The sequence below is a fragment of the Haloplanus aerogenes genome (assembly GCF_003856835.1).
In the GTDB taxonomy this organism is placed as follows: Archaea; Halobacteriota; Halobacteria; order Halobacteriales; family Haloferacaceae; genus Haloplanus; species Haloplanus aerogenes.
Window position 1 is genome coordinate 2,705,364 of record NZ_CP034145.1, and the last position, 18,582, is coordinate 2,723,945.

At 66.7% G+C, this 18,582-nt stretch carries 12 protein-coding genes; 5 read left to right on the plus strand and 7 right to left on the minus strand.

Going from position 1 to position 18,582, the window contains the following annotated elements:
- Positions 1-59: 59 nt before the first annotated feature.
- Both pglX and DU502_RS13920 read right to left on the minus strand, forming a co-directional pair.
- The gene (gene pglX / locus DU502_RS13915) at positions 60-4,253 is read right to left on the minus strand and encodes a BREX-5 system adenine-specific DNA-methyltransferase PglX (protein WP_121920245.1); all 4,194 of its coding nucleotides are present in this window, start codon (positions 4,251-4,253) and stop codon (positions 60-62) included.
- A 323-nt stretch (positions 4,254-4,576) separates the two neighbouring features.
- Positions 4,577-5,794, minus strand: coding sequence for a mandelate racemase/muconate lactonizing enzyme family protein (locus tag DU502_RS13920; protein ID WP_121920244.1), 1,218 nt, complete (start codon positions 5,792-5,794; stop codon positions 4,577-4,579).
- 194 nt (positions 5,795-5,988) lie between these two features.
- Here DU502_RS13920 and DU502_RS13925 point away from each other — a divergent pair, with 194 nt between their 5' ends.
- Positions 5,989-7,284 (plus strand): lactate racemase domain-containing protein, encoded by a 1,296-nt coding sequence (locus DU502_RS13925; RefSeq protein ID WP_121920243.1) that lies wholly within the window; start codon positions 5,989-5,991, stop codon positions 7,282-7,284.
- Between the two features lie 11 nt (positions 7,285-7,295).
- Here the strand turns inward: DU502_RS13925 and DU502_RS13930 are convergent, their stop codons facing one another.
- Positions 7,296-8,114, minus strand: a complete 819-nt coding sequence (locus DU502_RS13930) for a fumarylacetoacetate hydrolase family protein (protein WP_121920242.1) — start codon at positions 8,112-8,114, stop codon at positions 7,296-7,298.
- 186 nt (positions 8,115-8,300) lie between these two features.
- Between DU502_RS13930 and DU502_RS13935 the strand changes: the two genes are divergently transcribed.
- The 3 genes from DU502_RS13935 (at position 8,301) to DU502_RS19220 (ending at position 11,507) form a co-directional block, all read left to right on the plus strand.
- Entirely contained in the window at positions 8,301-10,496 is a 2,196-nt protein-coding gene (locus DU502_RS13935; protein WP_121920241.1) for an AAA family ATPase, read from the plus strand.
- A 38-nt stretch (positions 10,497-10,534) separates the two neighbouring features.
- Positions 10,535-11,221, plus strand: a complete 687-nt coding sequence (locus tag DU502_RS13940) for a YqjF family protein (protein WP_121920240.1) — start codon at positions 10,535-10,537, stop codon at positions 11,219-11,221.
- 85 nt (positions 11,222-11,306) lie between these two features.
- Positions 11,307-11,507 (plus strand): DUF7835 family putative zinc beta-ribbon protein, encoded by a 201-nt coding sequence (locus tag DU502_RS19220; RefSeq protein ID WP_121920591.1) that lies wholly within the window; start codon positions 11,307-11,309, stop codon positions 11,505-11,507.
- Here DU502_RS19220 and DU502_RS13950 read toward each other — a convergent pair.
- Positions 11,504-14,341, minus strand: a complete 2,838-nt coding sequence (locus DU502_RS13950; RefSeq protein ID WP_121920239.1) for a DEAD/DEAH box helicase — start codon at positions 14,339-14,341, stop codon at positions 11,504-11,506. The two genes, DU502_RS19220 and DU502_RS13950, sit on opposite strands and share 4 nt — an antisense overlap.
- Before the next feature lie 102 nt (positions 14,342-14,443).
- On the opposite strand from DU502_RS13950, the gene DU502_RS13955 reads away from it, so the two are divergent.
- On the plus strand, positions 14,444-14,797 hold the full coding sequence (locus DU502_RS13955) for a hypothetical protein (RefSeq protein ID WP_121920238.1): 354 nt from the start codon (positions 14,444-14,446) through the stop codon (positions 14,795-14,797).
- 21 nt (positions 14,798-14,818) lie between these two features.
- Here DU502_RS13955 and DU502_RS13960 read toward each other — a convergent pair whose 3' ends face one another.
- The 3 genes from DU502_RS13960 to DU502_RS13970 are packed head-to-tail and all read right to left on the minus strand — an operon-like array spanning position 14,819 to position 18,516.
- Positions 14,819-15,589: a metallophosphoesterase gene (locus DU502_RS13960; RefSeq protein WP_121920237.1), complete on the minus strand. Its 771-nt coding sequence runs from the start codon at positions 15,587-15,589 to the stop codon at positions 14,819-14,821.
- Positions 15,590-15,592: 3 nt separating this feature from the next.
- The gene (locus DU502_RS13965; RefSeq protein WP_124897086.1) at positions 15,593-17,245 is read right to left on the minus strand and encodes an RPA family protein; all 1,653 of its coding nucleotides are present in this window, start codon (positions 17,243-17,245) and stop codon (positions 15,593-15,595) included.
- The gene (locus DU502_RS13970; protein WP_121920236.1) at positions 17,242-18,516 is read right to left on the minus strand and encodes a Single-stranded DNA binding protein; all 1,275 of its coding nucleotides are present in this window, start codon (positions 18,514-18,516) and stop codon (positions 17,242-17,244) included. The genes DU502_RS13965 and DU502_RS13970 overlap by 4 nt, the downstream gene beginning before the upstream one ends.
- Between the last annotated feature and the right edge of the window lie 66 nt (positions 18,517-18,582).

Below are 18,582 nucleotides of genomic sequence, written 5' to 3' on the forward strand. Positions count from 1 at the left end.
AGTCTCGCAATCGGGGTCGACCCCCCATCGGAGCATCCTCCGACGATTTTTCGGGGTGATTAGATCACCTGTGTGTCAACGATCTCTGGGACGATTTCCGCGTCCACGAGTGGCGTGATGTTGAGTTCGACGCCGTGTTTGTGGTTCGGCTGATATCCGTCGGTCGTAATCTCGGAGAGCGCACGCTCTTCCCAGTCGGACGGTATCGCCCGTGTGATCTCCTCACACGCGTCGTCGATCTCCGCAGCGAGTCGTTTGTACTCGTCGACGCCGCTCGCCAGTTGAGAGACGAGCTGCTGACACTCGTTGGACTCCTGGCCACCGAGTTGGGACTGATCAGCCTCCTCGAACTGCTCGTAATAGTACGTTGTGAAGAGAATGCCGTTGCTCGCGTAGTGTGCGGACCCGATGAGGTCGTCGTAATACGCGAAGAAGTCATAGAGATGCGGTTCGATCGGCGTCTCCCCGTCTTCGGTGTATGCCTCAAACGCATCTTCGAGGTCTTCGAGTGCATCCAGCCACTCCTCGCGATGTTCGTCGACCGTGTCGTAGAACGAGGGACTGAACAGCTCCGCCATATCGACGTCGTCGCAGTTCGCGAGCTCGTCGAGAACATCGAGACGGTGGGCGGTCCGCTCACGGAATTCGGCGACGCGGTCGACCATCGAACCGGCGAGCTCCCGCTCTTCAGCGGGCCACTCACGCGGAGCGGACTGTGCGAGTGCTGTGAAGCGTTCTTCGAGGACAGAAATCTGTTCGAGACCGCTCTCACAACGCGCGTACTCCTCGGCAGCCACGGCTTGCTCGCTGGCGGAGAGGGAACTGTCGCTCCGTCGGCGGTTTGCGACCGAGCGTCGCTCCCGCAGCAGTGCTTTCCGTGGTTCTAGATAGCGGTTCGTCAGCCGGTCGAACAGCCCGCCGTCCATCTGGTGGTAGTCGACGAGACACGCGAAACCCTCGCCCTCGGGGTCGGAAACGAGGCGCTCGCTCGTCAACTGCCAGAGGATCGGCGTTCGGTCGAACGTCGAGATGTGGTAGTCGAAGAGATCGTCTTCGAGCCACGTGCGGAGATTCGGGTACGCTTCCTCGTCTGCTGTCTTCGAGCCGAGTACGCGATCCACTTCTGCGAGACGATCGGCCGCATCGTCTCCCCAGACGCGTTCGAACTCGGTCTCTATTCGGGCCAGGAGGTTATCCTCGCCGTCGACACGGGAAATCGGGACGATGCCGTCATCGTCGTCGTGGATCACCTGAAGTGCGAAGTGAAGGAGCAGGTCTTTCACCTGCTTCGGGAACTCTTCGGAGGGTTCACTGATCGATTCCGGATCGTACGTCTCACGTTCGCGCGGGTCTTCGTTCGTGCGGAGTGCGATCTCTTGAAGCACCGTCTCACACTGATCGTCGCTGATATCGAAGCAGTCGAAGACGGCATCGTCGATGGCCTCCGCACAGGCTTGGAGGTTGGAGTCGACAGATTCGAGATGTCGTGCTGCTGCGGTTCCAAGGTCTTCTATAGACGCTGACTCGTCGACTGTACGAGTAGGCTCCACCAGCGTGAGATCGTCGCGAAGTTCTCGGTGAGGGTGATCGTACTGTGGAAGCGATTCTCCAGCCCCGAGAACGTCGAGCAGTATTGGCCCGTCGTAGTGTGGCGAATTGAAATCGTACTGCCGCTTCGAGACGAGATATCCAACTGCCTCACGAGCGAGGGCCTCGAGTTGCTGTTGGGTCTCGAGTTCGCTCATCCACGGTACTTTCGAGACCAAGCCAATCTCCCACATACGTTCGGTCGTCTGCGCAAGCATCAGGTAGGTGAAAAGATGGCTGTTCGTGTACGACAGCGCGTTCCAGATACATCGATCCGGGATGAGGACCGATCCTTTGTGGCTGAAGATCGAACTCGAATGCAGATACCCGAATCGACGGCCGGACTCCTTGGCGACCGTGTAGGACAGTGCTTCACTGAAATAGTTATCAACGTTCTGTACCCGTCCGCCCGGTTGGCTCTCCATCTCCCGAGGGGCCCAATTCACGGAGTGGGTCACACGTGGAAGGAGCCACGCATCTTCGCCTCCCTTGGCGAACGGGACCCACGAAGCGTCGCCGTTGACCTCCCAAAACTTTCGGACGAAGCGTCCGTCATCGCCGGTACAAAGGCCAGCACTAACTTCTCCAAGACTATCGCCGTCGACGTGACCTTTGTCGGCATCGAGGAAACTCTGCGAGTCGTAAAGGGATCGGAGTGACCGTGGGACCCAGTAGGAGAGCGGCATCCCGGGGATCAGTTCGAACTCGTCGATATCTCTGGTATAAATGCGTTGTACCCCATCATCGACGGGATCGACAAAGGCGGATCTGAGGAACGCGTGTTCTTTCGCGCTTTTGTCGACGTCTTCGAGGCGGATGAACGTTCCTTCCTGTCTCCCCGAAACACCGGAGCGAACGACCGTCCCCGCAGTCCGAACTGTCGCGTTGTCGAGTATATCGATGCCGTACTCGGCGAGGAAGTCGAACGTTCCGCGCCCACCGACGAAGTCCTCTCGGAAATCACGGAACGACGTGAGAAACATGAACGATCGAGGGACCAGCATGCCAATCCGTCCGTTGGTCCGTACGAATCGATCGCAGGCCTCGAAGAAATTGATGTAGTATTCTGTCTTGTAATCGAAATGTTCCTCGACGTACTCCTGAACGTCGGCAGGCATCCGACCACCCGACCCGTACGGCGGGTTCATCAGTGCAACATCGTAGTCTTGAGTCAAGACCACGAGCAGGTTGAGAAAGCTCCGCAGATTCTGTTCGCCGAACGAGTCCGAGGTCCGCTCTTCGACGGCCGTCTCGAGACGTTTGAGGAATCCGTTGAGTGTCTTCGGAGCGTCTCCTCCCCACCCCATAATGTCGGTCTGGCCGCTCTCGAACTCCGCATCGAGTGTGCCCTGCACGTCCAGTAGACTGCCCAGTGCTTCCGTCGTTTGAAAGTCGTCGATTACGTCGTCGAGCGCGTCGCGCACATCCGTTCCGTCACCGGTGATCGTATCGAGGACACCGATAGCCTCTTCGACATCTGCGACGCGAGCGTCTGCGGTGACGATGCCGAGACTCGGCATCTCGAATCCCGTGTTACCTTCGGATTCGGCCCGAGTACGGGCTTTCAGGTAGAGGTTGAACGCGGAGAGCTGGCAGGAGCGCAGATCGATGTCGACCCCGTAGAGATTGTGTTTCAGAATTTGTTCGGGAACCTCTCCACGGTCGAGGTCGGTTTCGGCCCACCAGATGCGCTCGAGAACGTCGAACGCGTAGAGGAGGAAGTGGCCACTCCCACAGGCTGGATCGATGATGCGAAGTTCCCGTGGATGATCGAAGTCGGGTGCGTCGTGGTTGTCGTCGTCCGGGATCAGGTACGTGCAGAGTTCGGGGACACTCGGAGCGTCTTCGGGTGTGACCAGGCGGTTTTTCCGCTCGTCCGGTGAGAGTGCCTTCGCGTCCGGGACAGTGTCCGCCTGACCAGTCGCTTCGAGATAGAGCTTCCCGAGGCTGTTATCGGTTAGCATTCGAACGACCCAGTGAGGCGTGTAGAACTGATTAGCAGGCCCGACGTCCTCCGGCTCGAGCGTGTTCTTTGCGTCGAGGGCTTCAACGACGGGGCGATTGTAATACTCGTAGATCCACCCGAGGACGTCGTCTGCTCGCCACACCGCGTCGGGAATGTCGTCGAGCATCCTGCAGAGTTCCTCGAACGTGTCGTCGTCGGGATCGATCAGGCTGTAGGTGGACGAACGATCGAAGAGGATCTCGATTTCGTCGGCGAGTTCGTCACAGGAATTGTGATACGCCGCGAGAATCGCTTCGTCTTCCAGCAAAAACTCCTCGTGGACGAGCGTCTCGGCAGCGGGTGTCAGGCCGTTCTCCTTGAAGACGGTGACTTCCTCGTCGATGAAGTCACGAACCTCCATACACCGCAGCGCCGCGAGTCGATTGACGATAGTATACCCAACGCCCGCAATATACTTCTCGAACGCCTCTTCCCAGGTGTGACCGTCGGCCCCCTCTATCTCGATGGCTTCGACGAGCTGTTCGATTTCTTCGTCTAGTGGCTCCCCGTCTTCTGGCTCGTCGTCCAGTCCGTGTTGCGTGAGTTGGAACCGCACGTTGTCTTCGACACGGCTCCGAAGCTCCTCGACGACATCTTCGAGATGCTCTCGTTCGGTCTTGTCCAGCTGCGCCTTCTGTCGAGAGAGAGAATTATGTTCCATGCGAAGATGTCCTGTATGCACCGTCCCACTGACAGCAGTGACTTCAATGTTGCCGACGCCGGCGTCGAGGAACGCTTCGAGCGGGAGGCAGACGAACTGGCAGAGAGAGTCCCGAGGAGACGACCGCTTCGCCACAACGAGGGAGGGCTCAGTCGAGAGAGCGCTCGATGACGAACAGGCGTTCGTTGTTCGCCGCGTAGAGGGAATCGTCGCCGGCGACGACCGACCCGACGCGGTCGCCCGTCGTCACGTACCGATACAGCGCCGTCCGGACGACGGCCGTAACCGTCTGTGACCCCGTCGGCGGCTACAACTGCGCTCGGCTACGTCCAGAGCGAGTCGCCTTTCGCGTGTTCGGCGGCCACGTCCTCGTCGAGTTCGACACCGAGGCCCGGCGTCTCGGGCACGGCGATGCGACCGTCCTGAATGAGCGGGTCGTCCCGGACGAGCAAGTCGTCCCACCAGTCCACCTCCAGCGCGTGGTATTCGAGGTAGCCGAAGTTGGCGACGGACGCACCGAGGTGGACACAGGCCATCGTTCCCACGGGACTGCAGACGTTGTGCGGCGAGAAGGTGATGTAGTTCTCCTCGGCTCGGTTGGCGATGGCTCGTGACTCGGCGAGGCCGCCACACGTGGTGGGGTCGGGCGTCACCACGTCCACCGCGAAGTCGTAGAGCAGGTCGGAGAACTCGTGGACGCGGAATCGGTTCTCGCCCGTCGCCAGGGGCGTCGACGTCGAGCGAGCCACCTCGCGCTGGGCGTCGACGTTCTCCGGCGGCAGTACGTCTTCGAGCCACAGCAGGTCGTAGGGTTCCAGCGCGCGAGCGAGGCGCTTCGCGCTGTCGATGGAGTAGTCCCAGTGACAGTCGAACGCGACTTCGGCGTCGTCGCCGACCGTCTCGTGGACGCGTTCGACGATGTCGCGTTTGGCCGCCACGTCCGCCGCCGAGAGGCGGCCGTTGAAGGGGTCGGGGTCGTTGTCCGTGGGCGTATCGAGGTCGAACTTGATGGCGTCGAAGCCCATCTCGACGGCCGCCGCGGCCGTCTCGGCATACGCGTCGGGCTGGTAGGACTCCGCCTCGCCGTACTCGGTGTAGCCGGTGTCGACGGCGTAGGCCTCCCCCGCGTGGAGGTCACAGTAGATGCGCACGTCGTCGCGATACTTGCCGCCGAGCAACTGGTAGGTGGGCACGTCGAGGAGTTTGCCGGCCAGATCCCAGAGGGCGATTTCGATGCCCGAGGCCGCCGTCACGACTTTCCCCGTCGTGCCACCGTGGCCGGACGTCTCCTGCACCATCCGGCGGAAGAGTCGCTCCACGTCGAGGGGGTTCTCCCCGACGAGGAAGTCGGCCATGTACGCCATGATGTCCGTGACCGTCCCGCCGCGGTAGGATTCGCCGAGGCCGGTGACGCCGGCGTCGGTGTGAATCCGCACGAGATTCCAGTCGAAGTTCCCCTCGATAACCGCCGTCTCGATGTCGGTGATCGTCACGTCCCGCGCGTCGGCCCGACGCGTCGTCTGGTTACTGTAATCGCGCATCAGACACGCACCTCCGCGACGGTGTGTGTCGCGACGGCGACGGGCACGCCAAGCGGAATCGACACTGCGAAGCGCTCGCTGTCTGTGGCTTCCATGCCCGAACCGTTCGCCGGGCGAGCCTAAAGGTCTATGCGAACGCGAACCACACCGCCGGCGCCGACAAGGTTTACACGCCGTTCGCGCTATCCACTACCATGCAATTTCCGGACGGGGCCGTCGTCGACGAGGTACTCACGTTGCCCACCCTGCCACGGTTCGCGGCGGTGCGGTACGACCCCGAGACGCCGGAACTCGACGACGTGGCCGGCACGACCCGGGCGGAACTCGACCGACTGCCACTCGCCGACTTGCCCGACGGCGCCACGGTAGCCGTCGGCCTCGGGAGTCGCGGCATCCACGACATCGTGACCGTCGCCCGCACTGTCGTCGACGAACTCCGCGACCGGGGGTTCGACCCCGTCGTGGTGCCGGCGATGGGGAGTCACGGCGGGGCGACCGCCGAGGGCCAACGCGAGACGCTGGCCGGTATCGGCCTCACCGAGGACGCACTCGGCTGTCCCATCGACGCCCGGATGGACACGACGGTACTCGGTGAGTCGGAGGTCGGCGCGCCGGTTCCCTTCTCGGCGGCGGCGCTCGACGCCGACGGCATCCTCGTCGTCAACCGTGTGAAGGCACACACGAACTTCACGGGGCGCTTCGAGAGCGGGTTGGCGAAGATGACGGCCATCGGCCTCGGGAAGCAAGCCGGGGCACAGGCGGCGCACGAACACGCCCTCGACCGGGGGTACGTCCCGGTCATCGAGGCGGCCTTCGAGGTGATCCGCGAGGCGGCGCCGCTGCTCGGCGGGGTCGCCATCGTCGAGAACTTCCACGATCGCACGGCGACCGTCGAGGCCGTCCCCGCCGCCGCCCTCCCCGACGCCGAGGAACCGCTGAAGGAAGCGGCCGACGCGTACATGCCGACACTTCCGTACGACGACATCGACGTCCTCGTCGTCGACCGCATCGGCAAGGACGTCTCGGGCGCGGGCATGGACACCAACGTGATCGGTCGCTATCGGGTGTTGAACGCGGACGACCCGGATTCGCCGGCCATCGACCGCATCGTCGTCCGTGGCCTCACCGAAGCCACCCACGGCAACGGCAACGGCATCGGGCTAGCGGACGTGACGACACGGGCAGTCGTGGACGAACTCGACCTCGATCAGGTCTACACCAACGCCCTCACCAGCAACTCCTTGAGCAAGGCCGTGATTCCGGTCGTCCTCCCGGACGACGAACGCGCAATTTCGGCGGCACTCTCGACCATCGGCACCTACGATCCGGAGACGGTGCGGATCGTGTGGATCCGCGATACGGGTCATCTCGGCGAGTTCCGCGTCTCCGAGGCGCTGGCACGGGACGCACCCGACGCTGTCGAGGTCGAACAGTGGCTAGAGCTGTCGTTCGATGACGGCGAGCCGACGTTCTCGGCGAACGGGGAGTGAGGACGACGAACTTAGCGAACCACGTCCGCCTCGACGGCGCCGAACGCGTCGATTTCGGCCCTGACGTGATCGCCGGGGTCGATTGGTTCCGCGCCGGGCGTGCCGGTCGAGATGACGTCACCGGGTTCGAGCGTCATCACGTCCGAGTGGAACGCGACGAGTTCGCGGGGCGAGAAGTGCATATTGTCGACGACGTTGCGCGCCGTCACCTCGCCGTTTACGACGGTTCGGACCTCGATATCGGCGAGATCCATCCCGGGCCTGGGAACCGCGAGGTGCGGGCCGAGGACGATGAAGGAGTCGAAGCTCTTCGACCGGGTGAGAAATCGCGGGTTGCGCTGGAGGATGTCCTCGGCGGTCATGTCGATGACGGGCATGTAGCCCGCGATGACCTCGTCGGCTTCCTCGACCGAGACGTTTCGACAGGTCTTGCCGACGACGACGGCGAGTTCGGCCTCCGCCGTGACGCGGTCGGAGATGTCGGCTGGCGGGAGGCGGATGGGCCCGCCCGGCCCCGTCGCGGCGGTGCTCGGTTTGAAGAAACTGGCCGGTTCGTCCGGCGCCTCCTCCGAGAGGTCGGCGGCGTGTTCCGCGTAGTTGAGGCCGATGCCGAAGAGTTTGCCCGGGTCCGGTAGCACCGACCCGAGGGAGAGGTTCTTGCGGGGCACGCGACCGGCCGGCGCCTCGGCCGGGTCGACGAGGCCGCCGGGCGCCTCGGGGAGGGCGTCGCGGACGCTCGTCGCGTCGGGATAGGCCGCGGAGAGCGGGACGAACCCCTCGTCGTCACCGAGTTGCGGAACGCCGGTCGCGGTGCAGGCGAGATACCGCATCTACGCCGCCCTCCGCCCCGAATGGGATGTCGTCGTCTCGGCCGCACCGATATCGTGAGTGGTGATATCCATGGACACATCCCGGCGTTCGGCTCTAATCAACGTTGGCACTGTGTGGCGTCGCGCCGAACGGCGACCGGTCGGCGGGAGCGAAGGGTAAAGGCCCGGCCGACCCTACGGCCGACGATGAACGAGCGCGGCGGCATCGAACTCACGGTTCGGAGCGCGGAGAAACGGGACGCGGGCCGTGGCATCGCCCGTCTCCCGGAGGCCGCCCGGAAGCGACTCGGCGTGTTGAGCGGCGACGCAGTCACCATCGAGGGCGAACGCGAGACGGTCGCGAAACTCTGGCCGGCACGGGCCGGCGTGCCCGGTGACGCCATCATGATCGACGCGGGGACGCGTGCGGACGCCGGCGTGGCCGTCGGCGACACCGTCCGCGTGCGACGCGCGAGCGTCGCCGACGCCGATTCCATCACGCTCTCGGCGCCCGAGGGAATCGACGCCGACCGCGAGTCGGTGCGGCGCGAACTCCGGCGGACCATCGAGAGCCGCCCGCTCCGCGACGGCGACCGTGTCCGGGTCGACAGCCTCGGTGCCGATCCGTTCGTGGTCGTCGAGACACGTCCCGAAGGTGCCGTTCGAACGACCGACGGAACCGAGGTGCGACTGGTCGGTGGCAACGGGAGCGGTGCGGACCGAGCATCCGCCTCGAGCGGTGAGCCGGTCGACGTGAGCGACGAGGGATCGGCCACGACGCCCCCGACGCTCGGAGGTGGCGAGGCTGCCGGCCGCCCGGCGACGGGCGTCACCTACGAGGATATCGGCGGCCTCGACGACGAACTCGACCTCGTACGGGAGATGATCGAACTCCCGCTGGCGGAGCCGGAACTGTTCGTCCGCCTCGGTGTCTCCCCGCCGAAGGGCGTCCTGCTCTACGGCCCGCCGGGGACGGGCAAGACGCTGATCGCCAAGGCGGTCGCCAACGAGGTAGATGCCACTTTCATCTCCGTCTCCGGCCCCGAAATCGTCTCGAAGTACAAGGGCGACAGCGAGGAGCGCCTGCGGACGGTGTTCGAACGCGCCCGCGAGGAGGCGCCGACCATCGTCTTCTTCGACGAAATCGACTCCGTCGCGCCGAAACGCGAGGACGGCGGCGGGATGGAGGATCGGATCGTCGGCCAACTCCTCTCCCTGATGGACGGCCTCGAAGCCCGGGGCGAGGTGATCGTCATCGGGGCGACTAACCGCATCGACGACCTCGATCCCGCCCTCCGTCGCGGCGGCCGGTTCGACCGCGAGATCGAGATCGGCGTGCCCGGCGTCGCCGGCCGCCGAGAGATTCTCGACGTACACACGCGCCGCGTGCCGATGACCGACGACGTGAATCTGGACCGCCTCGCCAGCCACACCCACGGGTTCGTCGGCGCCGACCTCGAATCGCTCGTGACCGAAGCCGCGATGTCGGCCCTCCGCCGCGCCAAACGCGAGGGGACGCAGACGGCCGACATCCAGGTGACCCGCGACGACTTCGAGACGGCGATGGCGAGCGTCGACCCCAGCGCCATGCGCGAGTACGTCTCCGAGGCGCCGACCGAAGGGTTCGAGTCGGTCGGCGGCCTCGACGAGGCGAAAGCCACCCTCGAACGCGCCGTGACGTGGCCGCTCACCTACGGTCCCCTGTTCGAGGCGGCGGACGCCGACCCGCCCTCGGGCGTCCTGCTCTACGGCCCGCCGGGGACGGGCAAGACCCTCCTCGCCCGCGCCATCGCCGCCGAGAGCGAGGTGAACTTCGTCCGCGTGCAGGGGCCCGAGTTGCTGGATCGCTACGTCGGCGAGAGCGAGAAAGCCGTGCGGGAAGTGTTCGCCCGCGCCCGTCAGACCGCGCCAGCCATCGTCTTCTTCGACGAAATCGACGCCGTGGCGACGGACCGCGACCGCGCCGGCAACGAGGTGACCGAGCGCGTCGTCTCCCAGTTGCTGACGGAGTTCGACGCCGTCGCGGACAACCCCAACCTGATCGTCCTCGCGGCGACGAACCGGAAGGACGCACTCGATCCCGCACTCCTGCGCGCCGGGCGTCTGGAGTCCCACGTCGAGGTACCGGCGCCGGACGAACCCGCCCGCCGTGCCATCCTCGACGTTCACACCCGTGCCAAGCCACTTACCGACGACGTGGACCTCGACGACCTCGCCGCTCGCACGGCGGGGTACTCGGGTGCCGACCTCGCGGCCGTCTGCCGGGAGGCGGCCATGCTCGCGGTGCGGGCCGTGGCCGACGCCTACCCCGGCCCCGAGGCCAACGAACACGCGGACGAGGTGTCGCTGACGGCCGCACACTTCGCGGCCGCGCTGGAGAGCGTGTCGCCGTCGCTCGACTAGCCGACAGACCAAACCCGCTCGCGGCCCTACCCCCACCCATGCGCTCGCTCCTCTCGATGCGCTGGGACGACGTCCTCTTCGCCCACTGGCCAGTCGATCCGGGCGTCGTCGCGCCGACGCTCCCCGACGGCCTCGACGTGGACACCCACGATGGCGACGCCTACCTCGGTATCGTCGGATTTCGGATGCGGTCGATCCGGCCGCGGGGCGTGCCGGTCGGCCTCTCCTTTCCCGAACTGAACCTTCGAACGTACGTCCGGTCGGCGGCGGGGCCGGGCGTCTACTTCTACAACCTCGACGCCGCCGACCCCATCGGCGTGACGCTGGCCCGCGGTCTGTTCCGACTCCCGTACTACCGCGCGAAGATGCAAGTCGAGGACCGCCCGGACGGGATTCGGTTCCGGAGTCGGCGCACCCACCGCGGCGCGTCGTCGGCACGGTTCGACGCCACGTACCGGCCGGCGGGCGCGGCAGACACCGTCGACTCGGACTCGCTCGACGCCTTCCTCACCGAGCGCTACCGCTTCTACACGGAGAGCGACGGCGGCCGCCTCTACCGTGGCGAGGTCGACCACCCGCCGTGGGAGTTGCGCGACGCGACGCTCACGATTCGGGAGAACACGCTCTTCGAGGCGAACGGGTTCGACCGTCCCGAGGGCGACCCGCGCGTTCGGTACAGTCCCGGGAGCGACGTGACCGCGGGGCGAATCTGCCGAGTGCCGTGAGGATCGCAACCCGGCCCGACGGCCTAATCACTTAGGTCGACTGTCGAAGTGGGGCGTGCCCAAACTGGAAGCGAGGACGACCCCGATGGCAAGTAAAACCCGACAGACGACCACGACGACCGAATACTGCGACGAGTGCGGGAAAGCACAGCCGATCGAGGTCTCGATATCGATTCTCACGGAGAGTCCCACACGGGAGAATTCGGCGTTTTCGCGGGAACCCTATCGGATCGTGGAGTGCCGGGTCTGTGGCGAGGTCACGAAAACGCGGATGAACGACGTCTAGTCCCAGAACGACTGCGTCCGAGCGTACTGGCGCTCTTGTTCGAGAATATCGCGGTAGAAGTCGGCCTCGTTTTCGCGGAGTTTGGCGATGATCCTGGCGGCGTTGTGGGGGCCGACGCCCCGGGCGGCCATGGCGACGACCGCCTGCTTGCCGTGGCTCTGCACCAGATTGGCCGAGCGGTAGGCCCGCTCAGTCATCCGTTCCTGTTCGTCGTCCTTCTCGTTTGCGCGCACGGCCTTGACCACCTCCTCGTCCCACGGATTGAGCGCGGCGATACGCGTCGACTCACACTCCGGACACCGGGGCTGGTCGGGGACGCGTTTCACTTTCGTCTTCCGCGTCCACTCCGTACAGTGGAGGCAAGCGAGGATCACCCGATCCTCGTGGATGCGCTCTTTCAGCGTCCCGACGACGCTCGCGTCCGCGTTCTCGGGGACGAGGAGTTCGCGCCCGCTCGACCGTCCGCCGGTGCCGATGGGCGTCAACTCCCGCGCCGTGACTAGGTCGATGTCGCCGGACTGGATACGCGCTAACACGTCGGCCGCCTCGTCGACGGCGAGGTCGGTGTGGAACACCTCGCGGACCGCCTCGTCGTAGACAGGCGTGTCCTCCAAGGCGGCCAGCAGGCGGTCGGCGCCGAAGCGACCCTGTCCCTGATACCGCTTGAGCGCGCCGAACTTCGCGGCCACCTGCGCGAGCGTGAACTTCAGCGTCCCCGAGTTCTTCAGGGCGAGTTCGAGGAGGCCTTCGACGTGAGCGGGATCGGTCGACTCCAGTACGCCGATCACGTCGCTCGGCCCCGTCCGCCCGGGGACTTCCAGTTCGATCCGGTAGGGGTCGACCTCCATGCCCACGGAGGACCCGGTGCGCTGGCCGACGAGGGCGGAGCAGAGCCGCCCGAGCGTCTCGTTCACCTCGTGGCCGAACGCGGCGTTGACGACGACGGTCCGACCCTGCCCCTCGACGACGATGCGGTCGTCCGTCGGCGTCGGGGCGTCCGTCTCGACCTGTCGCTCGACGGGGGCGAGTGCCTCACTCACGGTGCGCTCGTCACCCGGATATCGGGGCAGGAACTCGCGGGCGACGGCCGCGCGGTCGGCGCCGCGGTCGAACTGCCCGGTTGCGACGCCGCGCATCTGCCCCACCTCGCCAGCGACGGCGGCCGGGACCGGAATCTCCGATCCCGTCCACGACGGCACCTCGCCTGCGGGGTCCTCGATTGGCGTCACGTCGACTTTGGTCTCCTCCTCGTCGACTTCCGTGATGCGCCACATCTCGCCCCGCTGGATGAACACCTCGCCCGGCGTCGCGAAGTTGAGGACGAACTTCTCGTCGAGCGTCCCGATGGTCTCCCGTGAGGAGAGGTCGTACACCTCGTAGGTCTCCTCGTCGGGGATCATCGAGAGGTTGGCGTAGAAGTACCGCCACGTGCCGCCCGACTTCTCCAGCCGGTCGGCGTCCTCCTCTAACCACAGGAGGCGGTTGCCCGACAGCTCCCGCACCACCTCGCGGAACTGGGATTCGGAGAGGTCGCGGAAGGGATACGCCCGCGTCAGCGTCTCGTAGGCCTCGCGGGCACTGACCTCGCCGTGATCCATCACGCAGCCGACGATCTGATTGGCGACCACGTCGAGGCTGCCGTGGTGGATCGCGGCGGGTTCGACCTCCCCCGCTACCGCCCGGCGAGCGATGGCGAGGGCTTCGAAGGTGTCGTCCGGGTGATCGACGAGGATCGTCCCCTCCGATACCGCGTCGCGGCGGTGGCCGGCGCGGCCGACCCGCTGCAGCAAACGCGCCACCTCCCGGGGACTCCCGTACTGGACGACGTGGTCCACCCGCCCCACGTCGATGCCGAGTTCCATGGAGGAGGTACAGACGAGACCGTCGATCTCGCCCGTCTTGAACGCCTCCTCGACCTCGATCCGGGCCTCCTTCGAGAGCGACCCGTGGTGGACGCCGATAGGTGCGTCGAGGCGCTTGAACCGCGAGCCCAGCGCTTCGGCGGTCTGGCGCGTGTTGACGAACACCAGCGTCGACTGGTTCTCGGCGACGATGTCACGTATCGCTCGGACGTGGCTGGCGATGTCCACGTCGGTGGCGAGTTCGCCGGCGAGGCGTTCGTCCTCGTCGGTCGGCTCCGGGTTCCGAACCCGGAACTCGACGTTGGTGCCGGCGTCGACTTCGACGAGCGTACAGCCCCGGTCGCCGGTCAGGAACTTGCCCACTTCCGCCGGTGAGCCGACCGTCGCGGAGAGGCCGATGCGCTGGAAGGGGCCGGCCAGATTCCGGAGGCGCTCCAACCCCACCGTCAACTGCGCGCCCCGCTTCGACGACGCGAGTTCGTGGACCTCGTCGACGATCACGTGTTCCACGTCTTCGAGCGCTTTCCGCAACTTCTCGCCGGTCAGCATCGCCTGCAACGTCTCGGGGGTCGTCACCAACACGTCCGGCGGGTCGTCGGCCTGCTTGCCCCGCTGGTACTGCGTGGTGTCGCCGTGGCGTACGTCCACTTCCACGTCGAGGTACTCGCCCCACCAGTCGAGGCGTTCGCGCATATCGCGGTTGAGCGCGCGGAGGGGCGTGACGTAGAGCGCGGAGATGCCGAAGCGGTCCTCGGCGCGGTGGATGGCGTCGAACACCGGCAGCATCGCCGTCTCCGTCTTCCCCGTCCCCGTCGGCGCGAGGACGAGGGCATTCTCGCCAGCCGCGAGGGGAGGAATCGCCCGGCGCTGTGGCTCCGTGGGTGTCGAGAACCCCCGCTCGGAGAGCGCCGACCGGACCCGCTCGCCGAGGTGGGTGAAGGCGTCCATCCCGTCGAGCGTCGCGTCTGCCATTCGACCTTCTGTACTGGTGCGAGCCGATTAAGGTCACCGTTCGTGGGGCGGACGACGCGTTCGGCCCCCAGAGATTAGTCGGTGGCCAACCGACCGACATCCATGCCCATTCCGTTCGTCGGGTCGCTCGTCGCGTTCGTCGTCGCCTTGCTGGTCGGCGGCTTCGCCATCTACGTCAGCGCACGTGTCGTCGCGGACGTGGACGACTACAGCCGGGCCGTCGTCACCGCACTCCTCGGCGCCATCGGCTGGGCAGTCGTCTCGTGGATTCCGCTGATCGGCTCGATCATCGCACTGATCGTCTGGATCGGCGTCCTGAAATGGCGGTATCCCGGCGGCTGGGGGACGGCCGCGACGATGGGGCTCGTCGCGTGGGTCGCCGCCCTCCTCGTCCTCTTCGTCGTGAACGCCGTCCTCGATATCGGCATCGGCGCGTTCGGCGTGCCTGGAGCGTGACGCTGGGCGCCGACACGCCCCTCAGACCCGCCGATACGCGCCCAATCGCGTCCCGTCGAGCAGGTACGCCTCCGCGTCGTCGTCGAGCGCCTCGGGCAGAAACGGCGAGAGGAACGACTGGCCTTCGACGTTGATCCACGTCCCCCCCGACCGGTCGTTGAACGCGGGGAAGACGACGAGTTCCGGCCGCCCCCAGCCGAGCGACGCGGGCGCCACGTCGAAGTGGTCGGCGAAGGGGTCGAGACGGAGCGGGCCCCGGAGCCACGCCTTCTCCGCCCGGCCGCCACCCACCTCGTCTTCCAGCCGAACTTGCGGGTGTTCGTGCCCCATACAGACCGTCCGCGCGCCGAGGACGGCCCGGTCGGGCCACGTGTGCCCGTGGACGAAGCCCACGTCGCCGAGGCGCAGGCCGCCGGCGTCGGCCACGTCCAGCCGCTCGTCGTAGGCGTCCGCCACGCCCCCGTCGTGGTTGCCGGGGACGAGCGTCAGCGGTACGTTCCGGGCGTCGAGGGCATCGAGCAGGGCGCCCACCTCGTCGCGTTCGCCCCGTCCCGGGTCGCCGATCCGGTGGACGAGGTCGCCGAGGACGACCACGCGGTCCGGCGCAGTGCGGTCACAGAGCGAGCAGAGCCGCTCCCGACGCGCGTCGGCGTCGCTGGGGAGTTCGACCCCGCGCTCGTACCGGAGGCCAATCTCGATGCCGGCGTGGTAGTCCGCGACGACGAGCGCGCGTTCGGCACCGCAGTCCGCGACGGCGGCCGGTTCGCCGGGTACCGGCTCGACGAGCGACATCGACTAAATCGCCTTCAACCGATCCTCGCTCGGTTCGTAGCACTTCCCGCTCATGAGGGCGTCGTCGATGGCGTCCGCGACGGCGCCCGGATCGGCACCGTACTCCTCGACCACCGCGGCGACGACTTCGTCGTGGGGCGCACCGTCGCCGTCGTCGAGGTCGGCCATGGCGTCGACCGCCGCGGCTTCGAGGTCCACGTCGGCCGGAGTCTCGTCGCTCGCCTCCTCTGTCTCGCTCGGCTCGTCGTCTGCCGCCGACTCGGCGTCGGCGTCCACCTCGTCGAAGTCCTCCTCCAACTCCTCCGGGCCCGGCACGTCGATGTCGGCTTCGCCCGGGTCGTCGACCTCGGCGCCGCTCTCGAAGCCCACGTCGAACTCCTCCTCGACCTCGCGGCGCTCCTCGTCGTCGAGTTCGTAGAGGTCGCCGTCGTCGAAGTCGCCGAGTTCGCCGGGGGTGTCGTCGGTCGTCGGCTCCGACTCCGGTTCGGGTTCCGGTTCAGGCTCCGGCTCGGGGTCGGGTTCCGGTTCAGGCTCCGACTCCGGTTCAGGTTCCGGTTCAGGCTCCGACTCCGGTTCAGGCTCCGGCTCGGGGTCGGGTTCCAGTTCAGGCTCCGACTCCGGTTCAGGTTCCGGTTCAGGCTCCGACTCCGGTTCGGGTTCCGGTTCCGGTTCCGGCTCGGATTCCGGCTCCGTCGTCGAGGCTGGTTCCGCCGACACCGCTTCCGCGTCACCTCCGGATTCGGCTGTCGCCTCGGCCGACACCGACGCCGGCTCGGATACGGGGTCGGCTGCCGATTCGGCCGCCGTGTCGTCGCTCGTCGATACCGCGTCGGCGTTCGCTTCCCCGGCGCCCGACTCGGCTGTCGTGGTGGCACTCGTCCCGTCGTCGGGCGCCGGCGCCGCGTCCGTGACTGGCTCCCGACGCACCGCTTCGGGCAGCGGGCCGAGCGACGTGGTGCCCGCGTCGTCCGGCGCCACGTCGAGCGCGCGGACCTCGTCACGGTCGCCCGCGACGACTTCCAGCGCATCGAGCGCGACTTCGCGGACGGCGTCGAGATACGCGACCGTCGTTCCGTAGCGGTCGAGGGCGATGGGGATGCCCGCCGCCAGCGATTCGTCGTAGCCGCGGTCCAGCAGGGCCGCGCGCAGGTCGTCGCCCCGCACGTCCATCGACAGGGCGTCGGCCATCGCCGCGACGCGGCGGAGCGTCGCCTCGGCGGCCGAGACGGTCCAACGGTCGCGCGTCTCGGCGTCGACTTCCGAGACGCTCTCCGGACGAACCGACGTGTACACCCGGTCGCTGTCTTCGGGTTCGAACGTCCGGGCCTTGCCCGTGAGCGCGACGAACGTCGGCGGCCCCGTCCGTTCGAAGAACGCGGCGGCGTCGGGCTGGTACTGTCCAGCGTAGGAGACGAACGCCCCCGTGGGGTCGACCACCCGCGCTCGGAGGACGTCCTCGTTGACCGACTCGACCTCCGTGAGAACCCCCACGGCGAACATCCGGTTCACCCGCGCGCCGGTGGGCGTGACGACGTACTTCGGCGCGCGCTCCTCGTCGCTCTCGGCGTAAGAGACGGTGGCATCGTCGAACTCCGCGGCGAACAGGCGGTGAGCCACCTCGCGGCGGCCGGGGCCGGAGTCGTCGTTCGCGCTCATCGCGCCACCCCCGCGAGGAGTTCGCTGGCACGGTCAGCCGGGTCGTCTGCGCTCTCCGCGAACTCGTCGGCGTCGAGGTTGGCGCCGTACTCGTCCACCGAGAGCGACCCGCGGACGCGGTACTCGCGGCCGACGATCCGGTCGCGGATTTCGTCGGCGACGACTTCCTTGTCCATCGCGTCCCGGGCCGCCTGCTTCGCGTCCTCGATGTCGCCGCCGTACACCGCGGCGGTCAGGTCGGTGTCGAGGACGGCCGTCACCGTCCCCGTGCCGTCGTCGAGGATGGCCTTCACGCGCAGGTCGTCCTCGCCCTCCACGTCGCCGTGGGCGCGGCACTGGCCGTTCTGGACGACGCGGCCACACTCCGGACACCGCTCGATCAGGCCGGAGCCGTCACGCACCTCGATGACGTTGCCGACGAGTTCCACGTCGAACAGGCCGCCGCTCGTGACGGCCTCGCCGATGCCCATCCGCGGGGCCGTCGACGGCGCGGAAACCTCGCGGTCCAGCCGCTCGACCGTCGAGAACTCGGTGACGTTCACCTGCGGCACGCCGCGGTACTCTCGAACGTACACGTCTTCGAGGCGGACGGACGCGCCCTCCTCGATGTCGGCGTGCGGGTCCCAGTCCGTGAGAGGGAGCCGTGCCGTCTCGTCCGCGACGACGCCCGACAGAATCTCCGTCTCGCCGTCGCGGCCGTCGATGGTCCGGCGGTCGAGTTCCTGCACGACCACCTCGACCGCCCGGCCACGGTCGCCGGGTTCGAGGTCGATCAGGTCGCGGTCGCCGCCCACGTCGTACGGCGTCTCGACCGGCTCCGAGGCCGTCGCGACGGTGGTGTTCGTCCCGAGGTTGAGTTCGGGCTTGCCTTCCCACTCGCGGACGTTCGCGTTGCCGACGGTGATGGAGTCACCGGGTTCGAAGTCGAACTCCTCCCACGCGGTGTAGGAGATGCGGCCCGTGTCGTCCGCGAACTCGCCCTCGCGGATGATCTGATCCTCGCCCTGATACCGGATGGAGCGGGTGCCCTTGGTCAACACCCGGACCGTCGCGGTGACGGAGCCGTCCTCCGGCGTCACGTCGGCCAGCGATTTGGCCGTCGGCGCCGACGCCGACGAACTACTGTCGCCGCCGTGTTTCCGGCGGATGCTCGCCTTGGCTTCCTCGACCGGTACGTTGTACTCCAGCAGGCTCTCCAGATCGTCTTTGACCTCCGCTTTGTCTACGCCGAGGTTGGAGGCGAGTTCCTCGGCATGATCGTCGAGTTGCATCGGGCCGAAGTTGGGCGTCCGATCTTAAAAAACGACCTTTTACTGCGGTCACTCACGCTGTTCGTT